Raw genomic sequence first — 16466 nt, forward strand, 5'->3', positions numbered from 1 at the left:
ACTGCTGGCGTCCGCTTTCCAGCTATTCCCGCCGCTTAAATCGCCTGGGCGTCTGCTTTCGACCCAGTGCGGACATGAAACGGGCAGCGAGGCCGGCGCCTCAATCTTTGCCGATGTCCCGCCAACTCTTCTCCGTCACCTCGACATTGAATTTCTTGGCTGCGCTTTTGATCCTCTTCCAGGCGGCATCGCGCTCGCTGTCGCTGACACCTTTGACCTGCTTGAAGCGTGCGATGGCGTTGCGGACGTGGCTCGCATTTTCGAGCGGCTCCTTTTCCTCTTTCGGAAAGGCGAACGCGCTCTTGTCCAACTTCTTACGTTCATCGGCGCTGAGTTTGGCCACGGCTACATCTCCTATTGGTCTGCAAGATCAGGCAAACGCACAGCTCTGATTGAAGTTCGCCATCAAGAGCCCCTGCCCTGCCCCAATCCGCCATCAGGCCTTGTGTCCGTTTCCCACCCATTCCCGCCGCGACCGATTTCGACCCAAACCTGCCGCTAGCCTCGGTTCTCGAAGTCCAGGCGCCGAGCGCATGCCATGGAGCCGATTTGGGCGGACGCGACGACCCTCGACACACCCCGCCGCGGCTGTTTTTGATTTATCGCCGTTGCCGAGGGTAAGATCGCACCGCGGGTATCGGAGAAAAGGACTTGGACGCACGTCGATCATTCAGCGGCGGGGTCGACCTCGCACATGAAGCGAGCTTCAAACTCGGACGAGCTGAAATTCTTCCCTCCACGCGTCACGTCCGGTGCGGCGATCAGAGCAAAGTCGTCGAGCCCCGAGCCATGCAGGTGCTGGTTGTCTTGGGGCGTGCACACGGCGAGGTCGTTAGCCGGGACGATTTGATCGACCAATGTTGGGGCGGACGGATCGTCACCGATGACGCGATTAACCGCGTGATCGCGCAGATTCGGCGTGTGGGTAGTGAATTTTGCCAGGGCGAGTTCTCAGTCCAAACCATTCGGAGTGTGGGCTACCGTTTGCATGGCGAGTTCGGAAGAGCATTCGGGCCAGCAAATTCAAACCAACGCGAACTGGTCGATCGTCTACGCGAGCATCAGAAAATCGAGTTCTGCCGCACCAGTGATGCCGTTACCCTAGCCTACAGCCGACTTGGCGAAGGCTATCCGTTGGTCAAGACCCCCAACTGGCACGGTCATCTCGAACAAGAGATCGAGAATCCGTTGTGGCGCCATTGGGTTGCCGAGTTGTCGAGCCGCAGCACGCTTCTTCGCTATGATCAGCGCGGGACCGGCATGTCCGACCGATGCATATCGAATTTGAACTTCGATAGGTTGCTGGAAGACATGGTCACCGTCGTCAATACGGCTGGTCTAGAGTGTTTCGACCTCCTCGCCATCTCGCAGGGCACACTTCTCGCGGTTGCGTTCGCTGCTCGCCATCCGCAGCGGGTCAGGAGACTCGTTTTAATCAACGGTTTCTCGTCGGGATGGCGTCACTCTCCCGACCCCGATCATGTCGACAGCTGGGAAGCCATGTGCACGCTGATCCGCGCAGGATGGGGCAAAGACAGTCCTGCGCTCCGGCAAGTCTACACCAGCCAATTTCTTCCAGACGGGACAGGTGAACAATGGGCGAGTTGGAACGACTTCCAGAAAGTCAGTGCGGCACCTGAGTCCGCCTACCGCATCCTGCAGATGTTTGGTGATGTCGATGTTGCCGATCTGCTAACCAAGGTTCGATCTCCGACACTCGTCATGCACTGCAACCGCGATCAGCTAATTTCACTTGAGCGCGGGCGGTTCATTGCTTCCAAGATACCCGGCGCCGAATTTGTTATTCTGGACGGGCGAAATCACCTGCCTCAGCCCGAAGATGTAGCCTGGAAACAAATCCAGGCCGAGCTTCGACGATTTCTCCAATGAATTTAATCGCCTGAATTACCCCGCAGATCGGCAAATCATCGGCAAAAAATCGGCTTTTCCTCCGCGCAGCGCCAAGGCGCTTTTGTGATCCTGAGAGCCGCGAAGAAGCGGATCGTTGCGGGAGTTTTCTGTGCGGGGATTTCTACTGCGGGCTGCAACGACCTGCTTAGTTGCAAATGTGCTGAGCATGCCGGCGCAGGCAGCTTCGACGGGAAAGGTCCCCTCCATCAGGATTCAGGTAGCTCCTGCGGATCTGGCGACCGATCTTGCGGTTGAGAGCCTTCACCTGAAGCTGAAGAGATCTGCCCGACAGGTCTGCAAGGCCGAGCTCCGGAATGATGCGATCCAGTTGTACTGGCACGCTTGCTATTCTGGAGCACTCGACGATGCCGTGGCGCAACTCAAAGAGCTGCGAACGCTCCATCCCGCGACTTTCCCCAGTTCGTCAATCCTGGTCCTAGCCAGGTAGCCGACGCAGGCCCCCGCCATCCACTCGATTCAACGACCATCCGATCCAAGGAGCAATAAAATGCGAGCATCAGTATGGCATTTCGCGGCTTGCGGAGCGCTCATTTCACTCGGCGCCTCGGCCGCGGCTGCAACCGAGATTGCCGACGGAACGGGGGACTTCCTAGCTAGCTACACGGGACCCTCCAGCAGCGATCTCGACTTGATCGGCGCGAATGTGAATTTCGACGGATCGAACTTTATTTTCGACGTCACAACAGCCGGTCAGGTTGGCACGACGCCTAATTCGCTTTTTGTGTGGGCTATCAATCGTGGGAGCGGCGTCTCGCGACCTGGGCTGGCGCCTCCGGACGGCGCATCGCTGCTCTGGGATGCTGTCGTTGTGATGTTTCCAGACGGCACCCTGAGAGTGGTAACGTTCCCTCAAGCGGGGCCGCCATCGATCGCTAACCTCGTTGGAGCTACGGCAGTACTTGGAAACGAGCTTTCTGGATCCGTTCTTTCCTCGATGCTGCCTTCGACCGGGTTTGCCGCCAGCGACTACACGTTCAGCTTGTGGTCTCGGGTCAGGGTCAATCCAGCCGCTGACGGTCTCAATTCCGAAGTCGCTGATCTACTCTCCGGCTCCGGAAATATCAGGGCCTCGGCTGTTCCAGAACCCGCGACCTGGCTGACGATGCTTCTGGGATTTGGTATTGTCGGTGGCGCCATGCGTAAGATGGGCAGCGTTCGGCGGGTCGGTGGGAGAGCCCTGAGCTAACTAGCGGCACTTCTCCACCCACACCTGCCGCGACCGTCTTCGACCCATTCGTACCCCTAGGAACGTTCCCCAAGCAGCGAGACTATGTGGTCGGCAAGCTCCCGAGCGGTCGCATCACCGCCAATAGTCAGAGTTCGAAACCAACCCTGCCGTGTCGTCGACCGCGCATCAGCAAATGGACGCAGCTCGATGCTGTAGTCCCCTTCCAGCCGTTCAAGAAGGTCGATGCTGTCCCAGCCGGTAATGCAAAGTTCCGCGCCGATAAGCATATCAGCGTCTACCGCGGCACCGCGTCCGGCAATCTCTCGTAGAACCGAAAGTATGTGCTTAGGATGGCATCTGATGTGTGGTCCATCGTCGCCCGCGACCGTATTCGACCCAAATCGGCCGCGACTGTTTCGGTAAGCCATTCCGCTTCCATCCCCATTTGCCCTGAAACCAGCCCAGCAGGATCAAGAACACGGCCGAGAAGATCGTCGTCGAACAACCAGGCTGTTAATCTTGAGCCTCTTCCCGCTCTCTGGCCCGCGCCGCCTCCAGCCAGCAGCCGATCGCATCCTCGAGGTTGAGAAGAGCGATCGCACGGCTTTCGCCATCGGCGACACATCCCTTCAAGGCCGGCGCGAAAGCGACAAAGCCGCCACCCAGCTGCTCGCTGAGCTTGCTCACTTCGACAAGACGGCCTTCGATCATCATTCCAGCTTTATTGCGCCTTCAACCAGCGACACCAGCAGCTGGATGTAGATGGGCTTGATCGGGCGTTTCGCGGGGATAGTCAGCTGCCCATCGATCTCCGGATGCCACACGACATAGTTCGATCCGTTTGACGGTAGATCACCCTTGATGCCGAAACTCTGGCATAGGGAAACGACGTCATGAATTGTCCAGTCCCCTCGTGGGTTGCGCTTCATTGAAGCCAGTTGCGACATCGAACGGGACGGGCGCTTCATCGACGCCCATTAACGCGCGGCGAAACACGGCAGTCTCCTTGGGCGAATGCAAAACAGCGTTCAGTGTTTGTCATCGGGTTTCCCCCTCGCGATCATGATTTATCCTCGTTACAATCGCAATCGGAGGCGGGCATGATGCATTACGGCGCGAGCAGCGGCTTAGAACTCGTCACTGGCGTGTCTTATCTAATGATTCTTGCCGGCTTCGGCCTGCGGAACATGCTGGAAGGGACGAGAGCGAGGTTGCTCTGGCCCTGGTTACTCATGGCCATATTCGCCATATGTGGCGTAACGCGCTTGGATTACGCGGGCGTCTTCTCGACTAATTCCCTCCTCCTGCTCGTCCTGCACTTCACTCTAGCATCGTGCTCTTTGGCCTATGGGGTCGGCCAACTGGCCTACGCATTCTGGCCCGAGCTATTCTCTGACAGGGATCTCGGTCGTCCGGCGACGTGATGCTTCGGATGCTCCGCTGACGCGAGTGGAACCCAACCTTGAGACGCTTCTGCCCGTGCTAAAGGCGCTCAACGTACGGTTGGACGTTAGACCACTAGAAGCCGCCTGAGGGCGCTTTACAATTGATGTAAAGCGCGCTTTACGTACGCCGTCTCTAGATCGCTCGGAGCTTGAGGCATCCCCTTGGCGAATTGCGCCCCAACGCCTCCAAGGGGAGGGAGCGGTTTGGCTTACCCACACTCGGCACCGGGCCGCTCCCGCCTTTACGGTGAAGGCGCGACTACGAGGAGACTAGTGGCAGGTTTCGACCCGCTGCGGACGCAAGCGAGGTCGCTAGGACCGACGAAGCTGGATTTTGTTCGCAGCCGCCACCCGGTAGATCGCGTCCGAAGTACGACCCATTTCCCGCGCTATAGCCCGCGCGGGAAGCCCCCCTTTGGCTAACCGTCGTAGCTCACCAATCTGATCGGTCGTCCACGGCGCTCGATGATTCATGAAGAACGACATTAGAAGCCTCTCTGGTTCCTGAGAGGTAACGCTCACTAATCGATATCTCTACCGGCCTTCGTTGCTGTTCATCTTCGCCCCTGCTCAGCAAGTTTTCCCGCCGGCTCCAAACCGAAAGCCTAATGACAGCTTTCCACCCAAACTTGCCGTAAAGTAGCGTCCGCTTTCGACCCATTGCGGACACTAGGTAAATGCTGGCCGCTGCGCCGTAGAGCGAGATGATGCGAATATCCGTCTCGCTGCTTTGCTTCTGCGGTGGATCAGGCCTTAGCGATGTCGTCGGGCCTCCAAGTCTGGTCGAAGAAGGGCTCCAGAGGTCCGTAGAGGCGGATGTAGGTAAACCAGCCTTTCCCCGGCACGGTCTGGACCCAGTTTTCCTCCTTGCCGATAGGTGCGGCTGGCCCGAAGTAAATGTCGTAGGAGCCGTCGCCATTCGGTTCTGGCTGACCGAAGCTGCTCAGGCTGGGCTGCGGTTTGTTTTCTGCAGCAGGGAACGCCCGTTTTCGAACAATGAATATTCGGGATTAGCAGAAGCAACTCGCGACGGTCTCTACGAGCCAGGCGATGCTCTGATCCAGCATCGCTGCCTCGGGAACGATCGCGATGAGATCTGAAGACATCATCTCAAATGGCGCGTTGACGATTTGCAGATCGTAGGTTCGCGCAGCCTCTTTCGCAAAGCCCCGCGGCAAGGCTCCGATGAGGTCGGATGAGGCGATCGCGGAAACGGCCATTAGGAAGCTTGGCACGGTCAAGGCGATCCGCCGATCAAGGCCGCGCTCGGCGAGCAAGCGATCGACATTGCCGGATGTGTCGCCCGTGGCCGAGACCAGGACGTGGCGGGCATTCGCGATAGCCATCACCGTTGGCTTGCGCCCCAGCGGATGCCCGCTGCGCGTCACGAAGACAAAATCCTCCGGGTACAGCGTCGTTGCGTGAAACCGGGCCTGCGCGGGTCGGTGAGGAAGGATCGCGAGATCGAGCCTCCCCGCATCGAGATCGGCCAGAGCATCGCGCCAAGCTTGGTCATGAGAGTTGGAGCCGGGCCGGGGGAGAACCTGGAGCATTGCAAAGTCTATTCCCGGAGCTTCTTTCTCCAGCCGCTTCATCAATACGGGCACAAGGATGGAAACCGCTCCGTCCGGAGCGCCGAGCCTGAAGCGGCGGGTTGCTGTCGTAGGGTCGAAATGTTCGGCCGATGAGATCACGCCACTGATGCGCTCCACGATGTCTCGGATCGCCGGGGCCAGCGCCTCAGCGCGAGCGGTCGGCACCATCCCCCTGGCGGTGGGAAGGAACAAGGGATCGTTGAGCGTCGTCCGGAGCCGGCGAAGGGCGTGACTGATCGCGGAGGGGCTTAAGTGGAGCCGCGTCGCTGTGCGTCCGGCATTCCGTTCCTCGAACAGCAGATCGAACACCAGCAATAGGTTGACGTCTGTTCGAGCGAGTTGAGTATGATTCAACATAAGAGTGAATTAATACCATTTGAATCAAAAGCGGTCTGCAGCGAATTGGGGCGTCCTGAATAAAGAAGGACGCCGAATGAACATTCCAATGATCACGACGCTCGTGGGTGCCGCTGCGGCGGTCCTCGCGGCCACCGCTGTAGCCTTGCCGAGCGAAGCATTTGCCACCGATGCAGTTCAGGCGATCGAAAGCGCCTACGCGAAAGCCAATGCCGCTTTGATGCGCGGAGATTCCAAGACCTGGCACGAACTTGTGCCGCTCACCCAAGACGGCGTTCTGGTGTCGCCCTTCGGCGGGAAGCCATCGCGCTTCGCAGACTATACGCCCGAACGGATCGAGCGGATGGGCCGCCTTTTCAAGGAAGGGGAATTTGAGCAGGAGATCGTTCAGGCGTTCAAGAGCGATGACATGATCGTGCTTGCGACGATCGAGCGGGCGAACGTCAGCGTCGGCGGTTTGCCAAAGCAGAACTGGGCGCTTCGAGTAACGTCCGTGTTCAAGCGCGAAGGGGCGCAATGGAAGCTTGCGCACCGTCATGCCGACCCGTTCGTCGAGGACGTTGCAATCGCGGAAGCCGCCCGGCTCGCGCGAGGCGAGCGAATGGTTGCCGCAAAGTAGATTGTTGCGTTGCCGCGTCAGGGCAGCCACCGTCCAACGGGGCGCTGACGCGGACAACGGCACTCGCCGTTTAGGTGTCTAATCGAAAACGGCCGCTCTCGACCCAAACCGGACATTGCGCCGATGGATCAAAAATCGGATCCACTCCGACCACGCGCAGTGGTTCGCAACGTGAGCCGTCCTTTCCTTTTACGCGCACGTCGCTATATAGGATCGCGCTGATCGTCGCCTGCGACGGATGATGGGCCGCTTCGGCTCCTCCCTTTGTCCCTTTCTAGCTTCAAGACGCCGGGATGTGCTGTGTTAGCGCATGCCCGTCACCCGTGGGAAAAGGATACCCATCATGATCACCGGAACCGTTAAATTCTTTAATAATGACAAGGGCTATGGCTTCATTGCGCCGGAAGATGGCAGCAGCGATGCTTTCGTTCACATCTCGGCCGTAGAGCGCGCCGGCATGTCCACGCTCAATAAGGACCAACGTGTGTCCTATGAGCTCGAGACGGATGGTCGTGGCAAGACCTCCGCGGTGAACCTGCAAGGCGCCTAAAAGTCAGTGGCGGATGCTAACCCATCCGCCGCTTATTTCCACTCGAGCACAGGCTTTAGCCGGGACGATCGAGCTCTGGATCGATGTGCCCCGCCGAGCATGAGAGGCCCCCATGACAAGAACCGCCGTCGCCCCCTACCTGATCACCAAGGATGACGAAGGGCAATTTCGGATCACGATCCGCAGCACCCGTTTCAACTCCTGGAACTACCCACTCGTAACATCGAGTTTGCAACCCGAGCTTTTTAGGAGCGCAATCGCTGCTCGTGCGCATGCCAAGCGCGAGTTTGGCGCCGAACCTGGGCAGTTCGCGTCGAAGTAGGCTCCCGAAGTGCGCTCATCGACTGAAGGCGAACATGACCTTACGGCCCAGCAGTTGCTCGAGGCTCAGCAAGCGCTCGACGTGGCTGCGTTCAATGGGATCTTAAGCCTGGCCATCGTCTTGCGAAAGAGAAAGCTGCTCACCGACGCTGAAACGAAGAGCTTGCACGATATCATGAGCCAGCCGCTTTCGCTGGCGGGCAATGCTGACAATCCCGTTGTCCAGGATGCTCAACAGAATCTCGATCAGCTTTTCGCACTCATCGTCGAGCGGGGATAGGGCTATACAGCTACGCGCTTTCCGCCCAACAATCCTGCTTCCGATTCCAGCTACAGAAGCATCGTCTGAGCAAGCCGCTCTGATGGAGCTGCGCGCTCCTTTGCGGAGGCCACCTGCGCTTTGGCGCCATCCTTCTCCTGCCACCGTTGCAGGAAACGTCTTCGCAGAAGAAACAATTAGCGACTTAGGTCGCCCACATCCCTAACTAAGGAAAATAGCTCTTGGCTTCGTTTAAAGACCCTTCTTTTCAGGATCGTGTCGCATCAGCCAGCAAGGCCAAGCAGAAGGCCTTGGATCAACTGAAGGCAAGGCCCTCGGTCGACGAGGCACTGATGGCAACGCGGCGGCAAAAGCGTGAAACACGGGAGCAAGCTTTGGAGGAGGAGCGGGCTGCCAAAGCTCAAGAAAAGGCAGCCGCCAAAGCCCAGAAAGCTTCTCTCAAAGCGGCCGAGCAGGCAGCAACGGATGCCGCTGCGGCGCTGAAGGCGGCCAGATTGAAGCCGTCAAGTGCGGAAGAAATGAAGGCAGCACGAGATGCGCGGTATGCGGCTCGGAAGGCACGAAAGTAAGCCAGAAATCAGCGTCCTTAAGGGTGCCGCCAGACGTTGCGAGGCCCCCGCCTAAGACCGTCGGACCGAATGAACCGAAGAGGAGCGGCATGAGTGCCCAGGAATAGCCCCGCCAAATTGGAGGTGCGGGTCGCCGTCCCAGACGACGTCAACGCCATCCTCGCTCTCATCAGCCGTGCTTACCCAGGCTTTGGTAACTACAGCGCAGGCCAGGTCCTTGGCCAGATCAACAACTTTCCGGAGGGCCAGTTCGTGGCCGTCCTTGAGGGCACTATCGTCGGCTATTGTGCATCGTCGCGGATCGACGAAGCTGTCGCCCTCGCGCCGCATGACTGGACGACCATCACGGGCAATGGGTTCGGGAGTCGCCATGATCCCACCGGTGACTGGCTCTACGGGATCGAAATGGCGGTCGATGACAGGCAGCGAGGCCTTCGGATCGGCAAACGCCTTTATGAAGCACGTCGAGCCCTTGCCGAGCGGTTGGAACTGCGTGGAATCGTCTTCGGTGGTCGGCTTCCGAATTACGCACGCGCAAAATCCAAGGTCGGTGATCCAAAGCTTTATCTAGAGCAGGTCCAGCAAGGCCGGCTACGCGACCCAGTGATCGGCTTTCAGCTGGCGAACGGCTTCCAGCCAATCGGCATCCTCCGCAACTACCTGCCGTTCGACAAGGAATCTGACGGGTTCGCTGCGCACATGGTATGGCGCAACCCTTACGTGGATCCCAATGAACCTCCGGCGTTCCGCGTGCCGCGAGGAGTTGAAAGCGTCCGGCTTGCCACGGTACAGCTTCAGGCGCGGGCTGTCAGCAACTTCGCCGAGTTCGTGAAACAGGTCGAATACTTCGTGGACGTCGCCGCCGACTATCGCGCCGATTTCGTTGTTTTCCCCGAACTGTTCACCATGTCTCTTCTGTCGTTCGAGACAGAGACGCTGTCGCCCATGGCTGCGATCGACCGGATGACCGAGCATCGCGCCCCGTTTGTGGCCGAGCTTTCTCGGATGGCACTGCGGTACAACATCAATATCGTTGGTGGATCACATCCGACGCGCACGCACGACGGCAGTATCCAAAACGTGGCCTACGTGTGCCTGCGCGACGGATCCGTGCATGCCCAGGAAAAGATTCACCCCACTCCTAACGAGGCCTATTGGTGGAAGATCAAGGGCGGTAGCTCGGTCGACGTCATACAAACGGACATCGGCCCGATCGGCGTGCTCATCTGCTATGACAGTGAGTTTCCGGAGCTGGCGCGACGCTTGGTCGACGAGGGCGCGCGTATCATCTTCGTCCCGTTCTGCACCGACAACCGTCAGGGCTACATGCGCGTGCGCTACTGTGCCCAAGCACGAGCCATCGAGAACCAGTGCTTCGTGGTGCTGTCAGGCAATGTCGGCAACCTGCCAGGCGTGGACAACATGGACGTGCAGTATGCCCAATCCTGTATTCTGACGCCGTGCGATTTTCCATTCGCGAGGGACGGCATTGCAGCAGAGGCAAGCGAGAATATCGAAACCCTGACGATTGCCGATGTGAACCTTGCGGATCTTACGTGGGCACGCGCGGAGGGAACCGTGCGCAACCTGGCCGACCGCCGTTTCGACCTCTACCGGGTTGATTGGAACCGCGGTATCCGCGCCGAGGCGACATTGCCCGAACCCCGAGCGATGAAAGCCAAGGGGCCTGGAGGCGGCTGACCCTCGCAAATGTCCGCCTTTCCCGCCCTTCCGGAGATTGGCGGCTTAGGTCAGCTTTCGACCCATTCCTGCCATTAGCAGCGTGTGGGTATCTTTCGACCCGTTGTCGCCACTGGGCTATGACGATTCGTGGCCCGAAGCCCAATATGCTTTCAGCATTGCGCGCCGCCTTGCGATTGACAATGTCTACCCTTCTGAACCTGCTCAGTGAAATCCCGATCTTGGCGCTTGCGGTCTTCCCACTCGGCGCGAGTGCCGCAGAACCGCTTGGTCGCGAGCCGGCTACCGATGGGAGTGATGTTTTCGCAGATCTTCTCGTCCTTGGGACCGACGTTCGTGTTGCTAGCAGGTACGGTTTGAACAGGCTTCGACTCCGCGTCCGCGGTGGTTTGAGACTGGCTAAAACAGGGCGTCGCAAGCAAAGCGACACAGAGCGCGAACGGTGGAAACAGACGCTTCGACATTGTTTAAACTCCAACCCGTGAGCAAGGCCCAAATTACAGGAGAAAAGGAGCGAAGCAAACGCGGTCCAGCGTTGAATGGCGGGTGTCATCACCGACATTGTAGCCGATGTTACAATGGACTGAGTTAGGTTAGCTCACTCTCACCACTCAAACTTGCCGCGACAGCCTTCGACCCAAACCTGCCACTAAGTACGGGGTAGAGATCTCAAGAGCCAGTTTCCGCGACGCACTGACAATCGAGCCACCGGAGATAGGCATCTTCGGTTAGGAACCATTGCGACGCAGGTTAGTAGTTTCACGATCACCGTCCATTCTGCATGCAGGCGCCTGGTGACTGAGAGATCGTACGTGCTCCCGCTTGCGAGACGGAGACACAACGATGTCCATGCCGAGGCGCCCAGATCTTGAAGCATTTTTGACCAGACTTACCAATCGCTCAGTCCTTTCGGAGGACGAGCGGAACGCCGTGCTCAACCTCCCTGGTTACGCGGAGCAAGTTCGATCCAACCACGACTTCGTGAAGCTGGGAGAGCGTGTTGATCATTCATGTCTGATCGTGGCGGGCGTCGTCGGTAGGTTTGATCAGGATTCGCAGGGCAATCGCCAGATAATCGCGCTGCATATACCAGGAGACATGGCCGATCTTCACTCGGCGGTTCAGCCGGAGGTGACTTCGGCGCTCCAGGCGCTTTCAACAACCACAATCGTTCGCATCCCTCACAGCGCCATTCTTAGTGCGGCCAGGACTTATCCAACGCTAGGTGAGGCTCTTTGGCGGGATTGCATGGCGGACTCTGCGATCCTTGCGGAATGGGTGTTCAACGTCGGCCGGCGAGATGCCAAGAAGAGAATCGCTCATCTGATTTGTGAGATCGCAGTTAGGGTCGGAGCCGCACCTGCGAATGGCATGATCATGTTTCCATTCCCGCTGACTCAAACGCATGTTGGGGACGCGGCGGCTCTAACGCCCGTCCACGTGAATCGAACGGTGCAAGCGCTACGACGCGAGGGCCTCGTAGACATCGGGAAGAACGTGAAGATCAACGATTGGGGCGGCTTGGTAGCCGCAGCTGATTTCGACGATCGCTACCTTCATCTTTCGACCAAACCAAAGCGTGTGCCGCTTATTCATTAAGGTTGATGGTTGGCCTCTATATTGCCGCAGCAATGACCGCCTGATGTTTCCACGGCCGGCCGAACTTTACGAAAAGTCCGACCCGGTTCTGCTGACGTGCTAATGGCAGATTTCGACCCATCCCTGCCGCTCGAAGCCGACAGGAATGCTGCCTCGCGCCTTGAGCTACTGCGAGCTCGCCACATGCGTTCGCAGTACTTCGAAGCAGTCGCCGTCAACCCCTCGACCGACTTCGCCTTCGATGATGCTGAGCGCTTCCTTAGATGGCATTGCCGATCGGTACGGTCGATCGGCGGTGAGGGCGTCGTAGAAGTCGCAGATCGTAATGATCCGCGTTTCCCGACCGATCTGGTGCTTTTGCAGGCCTAGCGGATAGCCGCTGCCGTCCAACCGCTCATGGTGTGCCGCAGCAACGGGCGCCAAGTCGGCCAAGACGCCGACCCTGCCAAGGATTTCCTGGGTATGAGATGCATGCGTGCGCATCACTTCCCATTCGGTTTCATCAAGCTTTCCAGGCTTATCGAGGATCTTGTTTGAGACGCCCAGCTTACCGATGTCGTGAAGCAAAGCGGCCCGGCGGAGCCAGCGCGTGCGCGCTTGGGGAACGCCCATCTTTCCTCCGATACCCATTGCGAACTCGGCAACCCGGGTAGAATGGCCGGCAGTGAAGGGGCTTTTGGCATCCACGACTTGGCCAAAGGCGGCAGCGATCGAATCAAGATAATCGTCATCGACCGGTTCCGACGCCTCGGCGGGAGCTAGCGCCACCAATCGGGCATCCAGGAATTTCGATTCGAGGCCGCGCCACAGATCCTCATTTTCGGCCAATCGTGCGAATAAGTCGGCCAAGGTCGGATCAAGCCAGGTTCCGGATCGGCGTCGGACCTCTTCGATCGTCGCGTCGCGGCCGGCATGGGTGTGGAATACGTCCGCGACCTGGGCGAGCAGGGCGATCCGCGAAAACAAGGGGATCGCGTCCCCGCGCAGATGACCCGGGCGGCCCGACCCATCCCAATGCTCGTCGAGATGGTAGATGCCGTCACAGACGGCGCTTGAAAAGCGCAACGTTCGTGCGATGTCAGCACCGCGGGTACAACGAGAGTGGATCATCTCGTCGGCGATCGCGACGCCATTCTTTAGAATGTTGCCTACCGCAGTTGCGCGCTGTCCAAAACTGCTTCCGCGCGCAGTCTTGGCGAAGACAAAATGGAGCGTCGCCGCCAGGCTCGTTCCAACAGTTTTGAAACCCTTCTTGAACGCAAGATCGTCGGCTTCATAAAGTTCGCAAATTCGCGCCGCATTGCTGCTGCAGCCAAGATCCTTGAGTAGCAACGTGTAGTAAAGGTCGTGTCGCTCAGCCGATGAGAGGCCTAGGGCGCGCCCGATATGGCTTCCGATCCAACACGCCCGCACGCAGTGTCCCGGCGGCTGGCCTTCGGTGATATCCAAGGCATAGCTGAATGCACCGACCAGCTCGGCAAGCGAGACGGACGTGAATTTCGTCGGTCCGGTGATTGCCCGATGGAACATTCTCACACCATAGCGAACCGAAGTTAATGACAATCAAAGGCTTGCGTGTTCGCAGATCGGTGAAGTGAGCCCATCGCCGCCACCAGTCGATCTCCTGCTGATGCTGGCCGCTAATTGCCGCTTTCGACCCAAACCTGCCTCTAGCGTCGTGGCAAGTTTTGGCTCAAGGCAGACATGGCAAAACTCGGCCCCACCTTTTTCAGCCAGGCTTTCGCTGCATGAACCTAAAACAACAATCCCGGACAGCGGCGAAGACAGGTGTCTCTCAGCTGCTGCCCGGGATCGGCGCCCCTGCGGTCAGGGAAGACGGGCGAAGAAATACATGCCGCGCCCGCAATGATTAGACCGTCCGAAGATTCAGAGCGCGCGGCTGGTGCGTTTCGTTCGTGCCTTCTTCATACGAAAGGCGCTGGCCGACCGTCGGAAGGACATTCTTGTCCCACAAAACCGCGTTCTTTTCGAAACGAATAGGATCAATGCCCGTTTCTGGCTTGATTTCGCGCTGGCCCTTGATCGCGTCGAACGACTGTACGGTTCCAAATAGCTTCATGATGATTTCCTTTATGGGCACGCGCCCAAATTGGCAGTGCCGACTAAAAGGCGGAAAAGAGGGAGAAAGGTGCGACTTAGCGCCAAAGACCGCCGATCACGACTGGTAGTTTCATCCAAGTGGGCTATTATTGGACCGATAGCAAGGGCACATTAAAATAATTCCAGAAAGTCTTAGCTTGTAATATAGGAGAATGTAATTAAGTAGCATAAGCAAATCTAAACGTTATATTCCTTACGCATTTCTGAAAAGCGAGACATTCGAATCGGGATGTTTCAATATTAATGGAATTTTTCGATGAAATATTTTGGAACCGTCAAGTCGTTTGACGAGAAGTCGGGTCACGGCTTCATCCTGCCGGAAATCGGGGGCGAGGCTCTCCGCTTCGCTCAAGGCGCGGGCTCCTGGACGCATGTCGCCCCGCCGCGGCCCGGCCAGCGCCTGTCATACGATCTGCACCACACGAATGGGCTGCCCAGCGCAGTGAACCTCGCAACGATCTAGGCAATCGATACCGGCCGCTGGATCCTTCGGTTTCTGTAATGAGGCCTGAAGCAGGGCTTGTTCACTGAGAGCCGCCTGGTGTCTGCTTTCCACCCGAACCTGCCGCGACGTCTTTCGACCCATTCCTGCCGTGGCGGCCTTCGACCCCAAGCAAACATTGTTCAGATCGGGTACTAACACGCCACGCTGGGTTGGGAGGCTTTCGCCAATTAGGGAGAGGCCATCGTGAAGAATAGAGGACACCGCAGCAGTGCCGAGGCCGCTCGCGCAGCTGCCGACGAGACTGATCTGCCAAACGTACGAGCCCGCCACATACGATCTGCGGAGGCGCACGAAGCCGCCGCAGATCGTGAGGAAGTAGCTGCGGCGAAGCTGAAAGTTCGGCAGAAAGAAGCCGCCGCGCGAAGGGCCGACCAAGCTGGCGTTCCCGGCCATCGCAACGATGGAGAAGATGACGAGGTCCATTGGACCTAGCCCGCCAGCCATGAGCGATACGGCCGGGTACCGGCGGGCGATTGTTCGACCCAAGCTAATGGCAGCTCACGACCCATTCAGACATTGACTGCAAGCGTCAAAAGTCGCTGTCAAAGAGTCGGCTTCGGTGTGCGATCCTTATTGCGTTTATCGGCGACGTATGTCTGGCCATTTTCCGGCTTCAAAATCTCGAACAACCCCGTGGCTTCGAAGAGAGCCGGAAAGTTTTTCACGCCATAGTTGCGCGGATCGATTGGTGCCTGGCGTTTCGCCGCACTGCCTGCGGTTGAAATCAATGCCCAGCCATCCTCGCGGGCGGCTGCTTCCACCCCACCACGGAGCGCTGTGACTAGGGTGGCGTCCTGCGCGAGCGGCCGGCCCGATTTAGCGACCATCTTCGGAACGCTTTCATCGGATCTACCAATTCCCGCGTGTGATACACTGCGTGCAGCCGCTTCCGTTTCGCCGAGGCTTTCAAGGAAAAGGAATGTCGTGCAAGCGTTCACGAACGGCTCGGGTGTCTTCCGCTCACCGAACCCGTAGACCTCCAGTCCATTGGCCTTCAGTTGCATAACGAGCGGAGTGAAGTCGGCATCGCTTGACGCGATGCAGAACGCATCAAGCTCCTGCGTGTAGAGCAACTCCATCGCGTCGATGACCAGCGCAATGTCGGTCGCATTCTTCCCGGCCGAGTAACTGAACTGCTGGACGGGTCGGATCGCGAAGGAATGGAGTCTATCCTTCCACCCCTTCAGAGCGGAGCTGGTCCAGTCGCCGTAGGCTCGGCGGATATTCGCCGTGCCGTACTTCGACAGCTCGGCAAGGATCGTTCCGATCTTCGCCTGAGAGACGTTGTCGGCATCGATTAGAAGGGCGATGCGGCGGTTAAGCGCCGGACTTGCGTCTTGCTCGGTGGCCATTGGTCACTTGTGAATTGGGCGGACCACTCGAGCAATACCTTCATTGCCCAGGATGCTCGAGGCTAGTGTCAGCTTTCGACCCATTCCTGCCATTAGCGCCTACGAGCGGGCGCTAGGTTGGGTCCTTTCGACATGGCTCACGGCGGAATGTCACGTCCTTGATCCACGTATCATCTTTGGAGGTGCCGGGCGGGCTCTCTAGCGTCACGATGATGAGGCAGCGATTGTCCTTCGAAAAACTCATGTCGCAGTAACCGGGACTGACCCCCTGACAGTTCCCCAGTTCGGGATATCGTGCGCAGGTAGCCCTAGCGACGCCTGTGCACTCGCCGGGGAACGGCTTCCACCCGTA

Annotated in this window: 19 protein-coding genes; 11 read left to right on the plus strand and 8 right to left on the minus strand. The window is 58.4% G+C overall.

The window, feature by feature from the left end; all coding sequences use genetic code 11:
* Nucleotides 1-100: 100 nt before the first annotated feature.
* Nucleotides 101-343, minus strand: a complete 243-nt coding sequence (locus ABD928_RS05670) for a DUF6582 domain-containing protein (RefSeq protein WP_187715997.1) — start codon at nt 341-343, stop codon at nt 101-103.
* Between the two features lie 308 nt (nt 344-651).
* On the opposite strand from ABD928_RS05670, the gene ABD928_RS05675 reads away from it, so the two are divergent.
* The 3 genes from ABD928_RS05675 to ABD928_RS05685 all read left to right on the plus strand — a co-directional run bounded on the left by ABD928_RS05675 (nt 652) and on the right by ABD928_RS05685 (nt 3118).
* Nucleotides 652-1890: an alpha/beta hydrolase gene (locus ABD928_RS05675; protein ID WP_345166916.1), complete on the plus strand. Its 1239-nt coding sequence runs from the start codon at nt 652-654 to the stop codon at nt 1888-1890.
* 187 nt (nt 1891-2077) lie between these two features.
* Complete coding sequence (locus tag ABD928_RS15390) at nt 2078-2359, plus strand: UrcA family protein (protein WP_187715995.1); 282 nt, start codon at nt 2078-2080, stop codon at nt 2357-2359.
* 60 nt (nt 2360-2419) lie between these two features.
* Nucleotides 2420-3118, plus strand: coding sequence for a PEPxxWA-CTERM sorting domain-containing protein (locus ABD928_RS05685; protein ID WP_345166920.1), 699 nt, complete (start codon nt 2420-2422; stop codon nt 3116-3118).
* 495 nt (nt 3119-3613) lie between these two features.
* Here ABD928_RS05685 and ABD928_RS05690 read toward each other — a convergent pair whose 3' ends face one another.
* The 4 genes from ABD928_RS05690 to ABD928_RS05700 form a co-directional block, all read right to left on the minus strand.
* On the minus strand, nt 3614-3811 hold the full coding sequence (locus tag ABD928_RS05690) for a type II toxin-antitoxin system HicB family antitoxin (protein WP_345166923.1): 198 nt from the start codon (nt 3809-3811) through the stop codon (nt 3614-3616).
* Nucleotides 3811-4029, minus strand: coding sequence for a type II toxin-antitoxin system HicA family toxin (locus tag ABD928_RS05695; protein WP_345166926.1), 219 nt, complete (start codon nt 4027-4029; stop codon nt 3811-3813). Before ABD928_RS05695 ends, ABD928_RS05690 begins: the two co-directional genes overlap by 1 nt.
* Before the next feature lie 1262 nt (nt 4030-5291).
* Nucleotides 5292-5549, minus strand: a complete 258-nt coding sequence (locus ABD928_RS15395) for a DUF1214 domain-containing protein (protein ID WP_187716060.1) — start codon at nt 5547-5549, stop codon at nt 5292-5294.
* A gap of 6 nt (nt 5550-5555) precedes the next feature.
* Nucleotides 5556-6497: a LysR family transcriptional regulator gene (locus ABD928_RS05700; protein WP_345166929.1), complete on the minus strand. Its 942-nt coding sequence runs from the start codon at nt 6495-6497 to the stop codon at nt 5556-5558.
* A 76-nt stretch (nt 6498-6573) separates the two neighbouring features.
* Between ABD928_RS05700 and ABD928_RS05705 the strand changes: the two genes are divergently transcribed.
* The 7 genes from ABD928_RS05705 to ABD928_RS05735 all read left to right on the plus strand — a co-directional run bounded on the left by ABD928_RS05705 (nt 6574) and on the right by ABD928_RS05735 (nt 12136).
* Complete coding sequence (locus ABD928_RS05705) at nt 6574-7116, plus strand: YybH family protein (RefSeq protein ID WP_223276748.1); 543 nt, start codon at nt 6574-6576, stop codon at nt 7114-7116.
* A 343-nt stretch (nt 7117-7459) separates the two neighbouring features.
* Nucleotides 7460-7666 (plus strand): cold-shock protein, encoded by a 207-nt coding sequence (locus ABD928_RS05710; protein ID WP_187715992.1) that lies wholly within the window; start codon nt 7460-7462, stop codon nt 7664-7666.
* Between the two features lie 112 nt (nt 7667-7778).
* Complete coding sequence (locus tag ABD928_RS05715; RefSeq protein WP_345166934.1) at nt 7779-7988, plus strand: hypothetical protein; 210 nt, start codon at nt 7779-7781, stop codon at nt 7986-7988.
* 9 nt (nt 7989-7997) lie between these two features.
* Nucleotides 7998-8267, plus strand: coding sequence for a hypothetical protein (locus ABD928_RS05720; RefSeq protein WP_345166937.1), 270 nt, complete (start codon nt 7998-8000; stop codon nt 8265-8267).
* 221 nt (nt 8268-8488) lie between these two features.
* Nucleotides 8489-8836: a DUF6481 family protein gene (locus ABD928_RS05725; RefSeq protein ID WP_187715990.1), complete on the plus strand. Its 348-nt coding sequence runs from the start codon at nt 8489-8491 to the stop codon at nt 8834-8836.
* A gap of 93 nt (nt 8837-8929) precedes the next feature.
* Nucleotides 8930-10537 (plus strand): GNAT family N-acetyltransferase, encoded by a 1608-nt coding sequence (locus ABD928_RS05730; protein ID WP_345166941.1) that lies wholly within the window; start codon nt 8930-8932, stop codon nt 10535-10537.
* 879 nt (nt 10538-11416) lie between these two features.
* A complete protein-coding gene (locus tag ABD928_RS05735; RefSeq protein ID WP_345166944.1) occupies nt 11417-12136 on the plus strand; it encodes a Crp/Fnr family transcriptional regulator in 720 nt (239 codons plus the stop codon).
* Between the two features lie 165 nt (nt 12137-12301).
* Here ABD928_RS05735 and ABD928_RS05740 read toward each other — a convergent pair whose 3' ends face one another.
* A complete protein-coding gene (locus ABD928_RS05740; protein ID WP_345166947.1) occupies nt 12302-13666 on the minus strand; it encodes an HD-GYP domain-containing protein in 1365 nt (454 codons plus the stop codon).
* A 340-nt stretch (nt 13667-14006) separates the two neighbouring features.
* Nucleotides 14007-14216 carry a hypothetical protein gene (locus tag ABD928_RS05745; RefSeq protein WP_187715987.1) on the minus strand — a complete coding sequence of 70 codons (210 nt, stop codon included), beginning with the start codon at nt 14214-14216 and terminating at the stop codon, nt 14007-14009.
* A 297-nt stretch (nt 14217-14513) separates the two neighbouring features.
* On the opposite strand from ABD928_RS05745, the gene ABD928_RS05750 reads away from it, so the two are divergent.
* Nucleotides 14514-14720, plus strand: coding sequence for a cold-shock protein (locus ABD928_RS05750; protein ID WP_345166950.1), 207 nt, complete (start codon nt 14514-14516; stop codon nt 14718-14720).
* 584 nt (nt 14721-15304) lie between these two features.
* On the opposite strand, the gene ABD928_RS05755 is transcribed toward ABD928_RS05750, so the two are convergent.
* Nucleotides 15305-16114, minus strand: coding sequence for an NYN domain-containing protein (locus tag ABD928_RS05755; protein ID WP_345166953.1), 810 nt, complete (start codon nt 16112-16114; stop codon nt 15305-15307).
* Nucleotides 16115-16466 lie beyond the last annotated feature (352 nt).

It is taken from the genome of Sphingomonas daechungensis, from assembly GCF_039543105.1.
GTDB classification, from domain to species: Bacteria; Pseudomonadota; Alphaproteobacteria; order Sphingomonadales; family Sphingomonadaceae; genus Sphingomicrobium; species Sphingomicrobium daechungense.